This is a genomic window from Kribbella solani (assembly GCF_014205295.1).
Classification (GTDB): Bacteria; Actinomycetota; Actinomycetes; order Propionibacteriales; family Kribbellaceae; genus Kribbella; species Kribbella solani.
Genome location: NZ_JACHNF010000001.1, coordinates 4,087,174 through 4,097,504 on the forward strand (window position 1 = coordinate 4,087,174; position 10,331 = coordinate 4,097,504).

Annotated in this window: 10 protein-coding genes; 1 reads left to right on the plus strand and 9 read right to left on the minus strand. The window is 65.6% G+C overall.

Features of this window, described 5'->3' with window-relative positions; genetic code table 11:
• Positions 1–239: 239 nt before the first annotated feature.
• The 7 genes from HDA44_RS18580 to HDA44_RS18610 all read right to left on the minus strand — a co-directional run bounded on the left by HDA44_RS18580 (position 240) and on the right by HDA44_RS18610 (position 6,154).
• Entirely contained in the window at positions 240–446 is a 207-nt protein-coding gene (locus HDA44_RS18580; protein WP_184836120.1) for a ferredoxin, read from the minus strand.
• Positions 443–1,645, minus strand: coding sequence for an NADH-ubiquinone oxidoreductase-F iron-sulfur binding region domain-containing protein (locus tag HDA44_RS18585; RefSeq protein WP_184836122.1), 1,203 nt, complete (start codon positions 1,643–1,645; stop codon positions 443–445). Before HDA44_RS18585 ends, HDA44_RS18580 begins: the two co-directional genes overlap by 4 nt.
• Complete coding sequence (locus HDA44_RS18590; RefSeq protein ID WP_184836124.1) at positions 1,642–2,190, minus strand: hypothetical protein; 549 nt, start codon at positions 2,188–2,190, stop codon at positions 1,642–1,644. The genes HDA44_RS18585 and HDA44_RS18590 overlap by 4 nt, the downstream gene beginning before the upstream one ends.
• Positions 2,190–3,191, minus strand: coding sequence for an FAD:protein FMN transferase (locus tag HDA44_RS18595; protein ID WP_184836134.1), 1,002 nt, complete (start codon positions 3,189–3,191; stop codon positions 2,190–2,192). Before HDA44_RS18595 ends, HDA44_RS18590 begins: the two co-directional genes overlap by 1 nt.
• 628 nt (positions 3,192–3,819) lie before the next feature.
• A complete protein-coding gene (locus HDA44_RS18600) occupies positions 3,820–4,662 on the minus strand; it encodes a hypothetical protein (protein ID WP_184836136.1) in 843 nt (280 codons plus the stop codon).
• Between the two features lie 131 nt (positions 4,663–4,793).
• Positions 4,794–5,372, minus strand: a complete 579-nt coding sequence (locus tag HDA44_RS18605) for a hypothetical protein (protein WP_184836138.1) — start codon at positions 5,370–5,372, stop codon at positions 4,794–4,796.
• 215 nt (positions 5,373–5,587) lie between these two features.
• Entirely contained in the window at positions 5,588–6,154 is a 567-nt protein-coding gene (locus HDA44_RS18610; protein WP_184836141.1) for an RNA polymerase sigma factor, read from the minus strand.
• A 47-nt stretch (positions 6,155–6,201) separates the two neighbouring features.
• Here HDA44_RS18610 and HDA44_RS18615 point away from each other — a divergent pair, with 47 nt between their 5' ends.
• Entirely contained in the window at positions 6,202–7,155 is a 954-nt protein-coding gene (locus HDA44_RS18615) for a protein kinase domain-containing protein (RefSeq protein ID WP_184836143.1), read from the plus strand.
• A 555-nt stretch (positions 7,156–7,710) separates the two neighbouring features.
• On the opposite strand, the gene HDA44_RS18620 is transcribed toward HDA44_RS18615, so the two are convergent.
• A complete protein-coding gene (locus HDA44_RS18620; RefSeq protein ID WP_184836145.1) occupies positions 7,711–8,106 on the minus strand; it encodes a hypothetical protein in 396 nt (131 codons plus the stop codon).
• A gap of 28 nt (positions 8,107–8,134) precedes the next feature.
• A complete protein-coding gene (locus HDA44_RS18625) occupies positions 8,135–10,309 on the minus strand; it encodes an RHS repeat-associated core domain-containing protein (RefSeq protein ID WP_184836147.1) in 2,175 nt (724 codons plus the stop codon).
• Positions 10,310–10,331: the final 22 nt, after the last annotated feature.

Here is a 10,331-nt window from a genome sequence, read left to right on the forward strand (position 1 = left end):
TCCCGCCGGACCGCACGACATTGTGCGGTCACTCAGAGATTAGTCCACCATCGTCACTGGTGTGGTGCGGGGACGGGACTGTCACTAGGACGTGTCTGATGGTTCCGCGCCGTAGCGAGCAGGTGCTCGGTGCGGTAGCTCGGCGTGCGGGAGGGGAGGCCTCGATGTGGTTTCATCGTTGCCTTTCCTCCCGTGCGGCGAGATGCCGTGCCGAGTGCCGCGCAGTAGGTGCGGAACCATCAGACACGTCCTTGACTGGTGAGACGGAGTGCAAGGGCTGGGCAGGCGAGGACTGCGCGGCGTGCGTCCGGGAGTTCACCTGGGGTAATCTCGTCGGCGCGGAGGAGAGGGAAGCCCCACTCGTCCATGGCGATGTCCTCGGGTAGCAGGCCGGCGCACAGGCCGTGGCCGTCGCACCGGGTCCAGTCGATCTCCAGCTTGCTCACCAGGCACCTCCTAGTACCCCTCGCACCGGTCGGCCGCAGCCTGTTCCGGACAGGTGGCTGTGTACGTCGTCGCCGAACACCTCCAGCGCTGACGCCAGGAACCGCGCCGACCCGTCCGGGTGTGCACACGCACCGCGCCCCGGAATCAGACCGAGATGCCGCTGGGCGTCATGCCAGCCCTGCGGGTCACCAGCGGTCAGCCTGGTGAAGTCATCGACCAGTGCGGCCAGTCCGAACACACAGGGACCGCACTGGCCGGCTGACTCACTCGACAGCCACTGAACGACCCTGGTGACCTCACCGAGCGGGCAGGTACTCGATCCGAGCGGCAGCACGATGCCGGCTGACACATCTGGTCGCTGGAGCGTCACGCCGTCTGTCTGTGGCAGCCAGCGGCCGTGGTAGCCGCCTAGTAGGACAGGACCGGGTTCTGCCTCGACGTACTGGAGGACCGTGTTCAGCGGGATACCGGTCGGTGTCTCGATCACTCCGGGGCGCTGTACTGCTCCGGCGACGGTCAGGAGCTGCGTACCTGGCTCGGTGCTCACTCCGGTACTGCTGAAACCACGCGACCCGAGCCGGGCGAGTACTGCCAACTGGGCGAACGTCTCCACGTTGGACAGGAAGGTCGGTCGTCTGTGGTAGCCCTTCCTTGTTGGCAAGACCCTCCGCCCGGGTGGTACGGCCTGGGTGCCTTCCAGTGCATTCAGCACCGCACGGGCCTCCCCTGCGACAAAGCGGCCCGGTGTGTCTCGTACCTCGATCGCCAGGTCGTCATGACGCTCCATCAAGGCTTCTCGTACTTTGGTGGCCGCCTCGTGGTCGTGTACGGCGATGAGTACATGTGGCGCCTGGAGCGCATGTGCGAGACCGACAGCACCGTCCAGTACGAGGTGCGGCGACTGTGCGAGTAGTAGGCGATCTTTGCGGCTCAGCGGTTCGCTCTCGGAACCGTTGACGACCACTGCCTCCACTCCGCGCCGTGGGAGGTCCTTCAGCTTCAGTGCGACCGGAAAGGCGGCACCACCACGTCCTCTGAGACCTACAGCTTCAGCCAGTGAGGTGTAGTCGTCGCGGGTTAGCTGCGGCTGCGGACCGTGTGTCTGTAGATGGCTGTGCAGATCGTTCAGTGGCCCGTGGTCAAGTCCAGCGAGCAGTCTGGCCACACCGATCACCCTGGTTGCTTCGAGCGTTCTCATTGGGCCCTCCAAGCACGGGAGATCGGCGTTGCGTTGAGGCGGTACGCGCCTGCTAGAGCCACTGCGACCAGACAGGTCAGAGTGATGGCGAGCATCCACGGCGTACTGCGGTCAGTACCTGCCAGCAGTGCGTGGCCGATGGACAGCAGCCAGCCAACTGAGGCGGCGATGTGCAGCTTGCGCCAGTACTTGGCGAACTGCGCCGAGACCGCAAGGCGGCCGCGGGACGCTCCGACCAGAGAGGCGAGCACCAGGCTGTACAGGGCTAGTACGCCCACGGCCATGGCGAACGGGCGGTAGCCGGAACCGAACGGCCAGACCAGCACGGTCGGACTGATGCTGACGTAGCTGTCTGCTATCACTGCGATCACGTGGGTGGTCAGCAAGACCAGTCCGGTTACTGCAGCCGACCTGTGCACGTACTGGAGCCAGAAACGCCGCTCCGGTTTGCGGATGCGCGGCATCAGCATGCCTAGTACCGCCGACAGGGTGAACATGACCATCGTGACCACACCGGCGGCACGGGCCAAGTACCAGAGTGTCATCAGGCGGCCCTGCTCGCCGCCGGCCAGCCGGACAGCTCGGTGACCTCACCGTCCGCACCGATCAACCGCGCCGGGTGGCTGGCCAGCTTCAACCGTCCGAGTGCCGCGTCACTAGTCGCAACAAGCGCGGTGCTGAAGGTGTTGGCGCGCACTGCCGTTGGTGCCCACACCGACGCGGTTCGGTACGCCCCTTCCGCCGGGCGCCCCGTACGCGGATCGATGACGTGATGGGCGTACCCGTCCGCCGTGCGCCACCGCCGCACCGTACGCGTCGAAGTGGCAAGACCGCCGTGAGTGAGAGTCACCAACACACCCGGCCCACCGGACCGCTCGGCGACAGTCACCACCCAGGGCTCCTTCGGCGCACCAGCGGCCCGCAGGTCCCCACCGATCTCAACCAGCACGGCGCAGCCGTACCGCTTGCTCAACAGATTGGCCGCCCGATCGGCAGTCCACGCTTTGGCAGTCGCCCCCAGGTCAAGCGCACACCCCTTGGGCACCCCGAGCAACGCCAACTTCCGATTGAGCCGCACCTCCCGCCAGCCGGCAACCCCACCGACGCCCGGCGATCCCCCACGCACACCACCCACCACCGCCTGTCGGTGCGCCCCACCCAGCTCCGCCGACTGTGGGTGCGTTCCACCCACCATCTGCTCCCCCGGCGCTCCAGACGCTTCGAGTGGTGGTTGCGGTTCGTGAAGGGGCGGCGGGAAGCGGCGGCGTACTGCTTCGATGTCGACGTCATACCCAGCCGCGATCACCGCTGGACCGACAGTCGGGTCAACTGCCCCACCACTCACCCGCGCCGCGACCAAGCTGACGTCAACCAGATCCACCAGCAACCGCGATACCGGCACCAGCGCCCCAGCCCGGCGGTTCACAACCGACAGCTCAGAATCCACCCGAAACCGGCTGGCAGCCTTGTCGACCCGATCCATCAGCCCCTTGAGCTCACCGCAAGCCGCACCCAGTACGGCCGGGTCCTCCACGGTCAGCCGCACCGCGCAACTCCACGCGCTCCAAGCCCGCGACGCGCTCATGACCCATGACTCCCACCCTGAGAGCTGGACCCCGAGGCCGCCGACCCAAGCCCGCTACTGCTCGAACTACTCCCACCCGAACTAGTTCCATTGGAACTAGTCCCACCCGAACTACTGCTCCCGCTCGAACTACCCGAGCTACCGGAGCTCCCGGAACCGCTGGACCCCGAATCGTCCGAGCTCGTCGCGGTCCCCGAGCCGGCACTCGAGTGCTTCGCCGAGACAACCGCGACAGACACCCCCGTCGCCCCGACCCCAAGCACCGCGGTGGCAACGGCGGCCACCGACGCCCGTCGTACCCACCCCCGCCGCCGCCCGAACCCTGACTCGCCGTTCCCACCTGTACTCACCATGCAACGAGGCTCGCCCGATCGCCCTCAGCCCCACTCCAAGAAACCCTCAAGCCACCATCAAGTTCTCCTGAACACTCCCTGAAAGCACCCCTCAGAATCCGCCCCGAATCTCAGCAACCGCCCGCTCAGCGCACCCGCAGGCAACAACCCCGGGACCGGCGCCGAGGCGGGACGCCGGATGCCGGGTGGGTTGCCTGGCGCCGGTTCGGCTTGTGCCGGCGCTTTCCGTCGCGGGGTCAGCCCAGGCGTTTGACGGCTGACTTGGCCAAGGACGCGATCGCCTTGTCGACCGAGCCCGCTGTCGCGTTTGTCTGGATGATGCCGAAGTTGGTCCCGTTGACGACGACCACGATGCCCCCGTCAGCGCGGGTGGAGCTCCCGGTGTACGACGCGGCCCAGGTAGCGACACCCGTACCGACCTTCACGGTGTGAGTTTTGCCGTAGTGGAAGTCCCACTGCGACGTACCCGCCTGGCAGCCGCGGATGCCCTTGTCGATCAAGGTCTTCGCATAACCCTTCGCCTGCCCCGCCGTCTTCGCCTGGCCGATCGACTCGGACAGACCAAGGTTCGGGTCCTTCCGGCTCGACCACTGCACGTTGATCGCCTTGCGGGCGCCGCGAAGGGTCTCGGTCCACGAGTTCCCCTCACCCAGGCAGGACGAGAAGTCTTCGTCCCAGTTCAGCGCGATGTTCGCGGTGTCGAGCTTCGGGCTGACTGTGGCGAGATCCCCACTCTGCAGCAGCTGGCTGGTCCCGATCGCCCGAACAGCGGCCGCACTCGCGCCGGACGGACCAACCTCATCATGGCTCGGCGGCGTCTCACCGGCCGCGGATTGGATGGACGTGGACTCGGCGGACGCGGTGTGGTTCGGCGCGTACTGGATGGGCACCGGCTCAGTGGACGCGGACCGGGCGGCGGTGGACTGATCGGCCTGGGCGGGCATGAGCCCGAGAGCCAAGCTGACCGAGGCGGTGGTTACGACTGCCGCGCCCGCAAGCACGCCGAGCGAACGCACCCGACGCCGGCCGCTCCCCGAAGTACCGCGTGACGTACCGGTGGTGTTATGTCCGTTAGACATTCAAGAATCCCCTTCTGGTCGTGCCGCCGAAGCAGCACGGCGGTTGCTGTCACCACCAGAGAGGGGACCTGCCGGTTTTTTGTTGGATCCAACTTTTCGCAGCTTTGGGTGGTGGGTGTGGGACTCGGCTGTCAGCCGAGGCGGCGCGCCGCTCGTCGGCTCAGTTCCGCGAGTTGCCGACCAGCATCGCCGCCGGCGGCGACGCACGCAGCCTCATCACCGGCACTGACACACCAGTTGATTCCCAGCACCGCAACATGGTTCCCCCGGCGCAGTACTGCCGTACCCCCACTGATTTTCTCGACCTTCGGCGCCCGCCCGGCGGTGTTGAACGACCCGTCGATCTGTCCGAGCCAGCTGGCGGTTGTCGCCCGATCGATCCGTTCGCTGTGCGTCGCTCCGTACACCCAATATCCGGCCGGCCGCTTCTGACACGCTTCGAGCTTGCTGAGTACCTGCCGAGCGACCTGTGCGGCCTCGTCTTCGTCGCGGGCAGCAACCGCTTGCTCGTACACGCTGACTGCCTCGCCTTCCCACGCTCGCTGGACAGGCGGTCCACTGAGTGCGATGTCGTCCAGGGTCTGCAGCTTGTCGCAACCAACCAGTTCGAGCCGTATGTCTGGCGGCTGCGGACTGGCCGTCAGTCCGACGCCGGCGAGGTCCGCGTTGCTGAGCATGTTCGCGCTGGTTACCGGACCATCAACAGACACGCCCTGAGTACTCGGGCTGCTCGGGCTGCTCGAACTGCTCTGGCTGCTTGAACTGCTTGGCCGCGGCGAGCTGGCCTGACCAGGCGGCGCCGGAGTCGTTCCATTCGAAGCAGGACGCTCAGCCGCCGACGTGCCCGGGTCCGGGAGGGCGACAGCGCCCACCACCGCTCCCAGCACCGCGGCGGTGCCGATCACGAACATCCCCGTACGCGGCCTCATGACCGCCGCGAAGCATCCGACCGGAGTCGCGGCTCCATGAACTTCCGCGCCCGGTGGATCCGGTCCTTGACCGTACCCAGACCGGTCTTCGTGACGTCGGCGATCTCTTGATAGCTGAGCTCGCCCAGGTCGCGGAGGATGAACGACTCGACCAGCGCGGGATGCCGCTGCTCGAGTTCATCCAGCGCGTCGAGCAGATCCAGGCGCGTACCCGCGATCACGCTCGTCGTCCGCGGATCCGGCGGTTCGGGGACGGTGTCCAGTACGCCGAGCGCGTCGGCCCGATCTCGCAGCGACCTGTACGTCGCGCGGGCGGCGTTCGAGCTGATCACGGTCACCCAACCGGCAAACGAGCCACGGCCCGTGTACGAGGTCAACTTTCGGCTGATGATCAAGAGCGCTTCCTGTGCCGCGTCCTCGGCATCCGCGTGGTGCGGAAGGAATCTCGTGCAGCGGCGCAACACCATCGGCCGGATCCGGATCAGTACCTCGTCCAGCGCCGCCTCGTCGCCCTGTTGAGCCAGCTCTACCCAGCGGTCCAGGGCCCCGTCCTCGTACGCCAAGCTGGTCGTCTCCGCTCGTCTCGATCGCCGACTGTCACAATAGAGCCGTGCGAGGTCTCGGGCGTTACCGGCTGGATCACAGAATCGGCTCGGGCGCGTTCGCCACCGTCTGGAAGGGATACGACCCCGAGTTCGACACCGCGGTGGCGGTGAAGGTACTGGCCGACAACTGGATCCACCACGCCGACGTCCGCGAACGCTTCCTCACCGAGGCCCGGCTACTGCGCCGGATCGAAGACCGGCGGGTCGTCCGCGTACACGACGTCGGCGTGGACGGCGACCGCCCGTACTTCGTCATGGACTACATCCACGGCGGAACCCTGACCGACCTGCTCGGCAAACTGGACCCCTCCGAGGCCCTGCGAATCGCCACCGAAGCCGCCGAAGCCGTCCACGTCCTCCACGAGTTCGGCTTCATGCACCGAGACATCAAACCCAGCAACTTCCTCGTAGACCAGACCGTCAGTCCCGTCCGCGTCCTGGTAGCCGACCTGGGCACCGCCAAACGCCTCGAAGACGCCTCCTGCTTCACCCTCACCACCGGCACCCCCGCGTACATGGCCCCCGAACAAGCCGCCGGCCAAGGCACCTACGACACCCGAGCCGACGTCTACGCCCTAGCGGTCGTCACCTGGGAACTCCTCACCGGCACCCGCCCAGACCCGACCCCGACCGCACTCACGCACACCAACCCCACATCACCCCACGGCCCGGCATCGCGCGTGCGCCGACCCTCCCCCCGCCTGACGCGCGGCCGCCCCCTCACCCGCCGCCCCACCCCCGAAATCCCCGGCGTCACCCCACAGGTCATCGACCTCTTGACCAAGTCCCTAAGCCCCAACCCCAACACCCGCCCCCCAACCGCTAACTCCTTCGCCCAATCCCTAGCCACCGCCTCCCACCCCACCACCCAAACCCCCCACTGGCCGGCTCCCCTCGTCTACGCCGCCGCCCTCCTCACCTTCACCCTCACCCTCTTCGTGACCCACCTACTCCTCTGACCCCAAAAGACCAACCGCCAAGGGCCCTCCGCCCAGATCGAGGACCCAGCGCATCCGCGCAGCGGCCCGTCAGGCGACGCCTAGGCAAGATCTTCGAAGTCAGCCTTGGCAATCTCCGACAATGCTGAAGTTATATTATCTCGCGTAACTCTTGGCACAACGAGAACAGAAGACAAGGCACATCCCCCAGACCGGGAAATCTCATCCAGAACCTCTTGCTGCAGCCGCGTTGCATCATAGACCGTAAGATTCCAGCGCCGACTTCCACGACGCAGCACGACGTCAGCGAGATACCCGGACCGGTCGACACCTCGCATAACGGGCACAACCGTCGGGATCATTCGCCGCTACTCAGATCGAACCGGACCGCCAGGCGACAAACTTATCAATAATGGACCATTGATCCACTATTGCCCGCCAGTCGCCCAAAGGTCGCCGAGCGGGGCCAGCAATGAGGTTGGCGCGACTACGCCAGACCAGCCGATGGTGAGCCTCACCGTCCACTCGAAACACCTCTCAGCATGCCCTCATCCACTTACTGGTTGGACCAGATTCTCACGAATGACCGTCTGCCGGCTTGACAGTCAGTGGCACGATTTCGTCCCAGAAAACAGTCAAGGCAGCGTCTTCATGCACCGTCAGTGCTTCGCTGAATGCCTCGTCGCCAGCAAGTCGGCTGTACCCCCAGAGCGCAGCCATGCCAGCCGTACCGCCAGCTCGAGGGGAAAACGACCACCCTGCTGGAATCCGACCATCCTCAATCTCGAACATATCAATTGGATACCAGTTGGGAAGATTTGTTGAGTCGACAATCAGTACGATCAACCCGGAGTTATAGAGGGCAAATCCAAACACATCGTATTCGGCTGCGAGAACAAGATCGAACCTCGAATCTCGAGTAAAATACAAACCTGAGTATTCCGCAGGAAGATCGCGTCCTTCAGTGGCCACACATCGCACTCTCATATAAACACTTCTATCACTTGAACTTGAAGTCGTCGACCTGACCCGTCCGAGTGTTCGCGACGTAATGAATCTCAACGCCGTTGACGTTCTGCGACATCTTCACCCATCCGCTCTCCGCCGGCCAGCGCGGATCGGTCATCCTGATCGGCAAGGCACGACCACCACCTGGATTTGACATCGCCGACTTCATTGCGACCTGTTCGGACAGCGATTCCGGAAGGGCTCGGCCAGTCGAACCACGGCCAAGCGGACGGATGTCAGTGGCAACACCGCTCGGGTCAACTCGGAAGCGCCCAACGCCGGTCGGTAGCTCCTGACCATAGAGAAGTTCTCTCCCTGGGGGTGCAACTCGCGATCCAATCTGCGGTGTGCACCCACAGCCGGGTTCGCCGATCGCAGGAAGCCCGCCACGTCCCCCCTTGCCGCTTCCTCCGCCGCCGGGCTCGATGACGCGGCTTCCGCCTCCGGCGCCACCGCGGCCTCCGCCCCAGCCGCCTGCACCACCGCCAGCACATACTTCGCAAGCCGGGTTGTTGGTGGAACTCAGGCCACCGCCGATGCCCATGTTGAACCAGTTGTAGTCGCCCGTGGTGCCTACGCTGGAGATCACCGAGCCGTACTTGTTCAGGGCGTCTTTGTACTGCTGGTCGGACCAGGCGCTGGTTTCGTTGGTCAGGTCGCCTTGGGGGCCGACGATGGTGGCGGGGGTGGTGGGGTTGGTTGGGCAGAGGGGGTTGCCGGAGGCGCAGACCGGGTCGCCGGGTGGCGGCTGATTGACGTTCTGGGCGTCTTGTTCCAGCTGATCGCGTTCGTTTTTGATCTTCTTGTTGAGCTGGCATTGGGGATCACAGACTGGCGGCGGAGGCGGTTTCGGGCCGCAGTCTTTCTTACAGCGAGTGGGTGGCGGCGGATCGCAGTTCTTCTTGCAATCCGTGATCGGTGGCGGGCAGTTCTTGCCACCTCCTCGGCACTTCGGCTCGCAGTCCTTAGATCCTGGGCATTCGGGCTTGACTGGCGGAGGCGGGGGCTTTGGCGGGTCACATTTGACCCCGTAGATCGGTGTCTTAGAGTCCGAGCCCTCGCCCGCCCACATCCAGCCGATCACTTTGCTCAGATCGCGTGTGCAGTTGGTACTGCCACCGCCCGGATCGATAGGGCGGCGGCCGTCGGGGTCGTTGTAGGTGAGGGGGTTGCCGCCTGCGTAGGTGTACAGGTTTTGGACGGAGCTGGTGGCGCCGGCGTTGTGGGTGATGGTGTCTCGGGAGTTGAAGGTGGCGGTGGAGGGGTTGTACCAGCGGGCGCCTTGGTTTACGTCGCCGGAGCGGGGGTCGGTCCAGTCGCCTTGGTAGCCGACTCGGTATTTGAGGCCGGTGGCGTTGGTGGATTGGCCGAAGGGGTCGTAGGTGCGGGTGTCGGGGAGGCCGGCGGACAGGGTGGTGTCGGTGGGGTCGAAGCCGGCGACGATGTCGCCGTGGCGGTCGGCCAGGACGAGGCGCTTGGTGGTGTCGTAGCCGACGGCGAGCAGGCCATCCGAGGCTGAGCGGCCGAAGAACTGAGTGCCGTCGGAGACAACCTCGTCGCTGAAGCCGGCGTAGCGCATCCGGGCCGTGCCGGCCTGGACGGGGCGGTCGAGCGCGTCGTAGGTGAAGTCACGGTCGGAGCGGGTGATCATCCGGTCGAAGGCGTCGAAGCTGAAGGCCTCCGTCGTCGTGGTTCCGCCGGTCGTGGTCGCCTGGGTCCGCAGGGCGCCGCGGGGTGAGTAGGTGTAGGTGGAAGTGCCGTCGTCCAGGAGCCGGTTGCGTTCGTCGTACGAGGCGAGCTTCGTACCGGCCTTGCTGCGGTTGGAGTTCGCGTCCCAGCCGTACGCGGTGGTGGTCGTTCCCTTCGTCCACGAGGTGAGTCGCCCGAGCTGGTCATAGGCGTACGTGTTGTTGCCGGCGCCCGCGACACCGGTGGTGTTCTTCGAGGTGATGTTGTTGTCGGCGTCGTACCCGTAGGCGATCGACGACACCGAAGCAGTGCCGGCCTTGAGTACGTCGGAGTTCATCCGCCCGTACGCGTCGTAGCCGATCGTGCGGACCCGGCCCGAGCCATAGTCGATTGTTGACAATTGACCGGCTGCGTTGTAGCCGATTGTCTGCAATAGACGCGTGACGGGGTCGGTGACCGTCGCCGGGCGACCGTTCACGTACGTGAAGTCGGCGGTACCG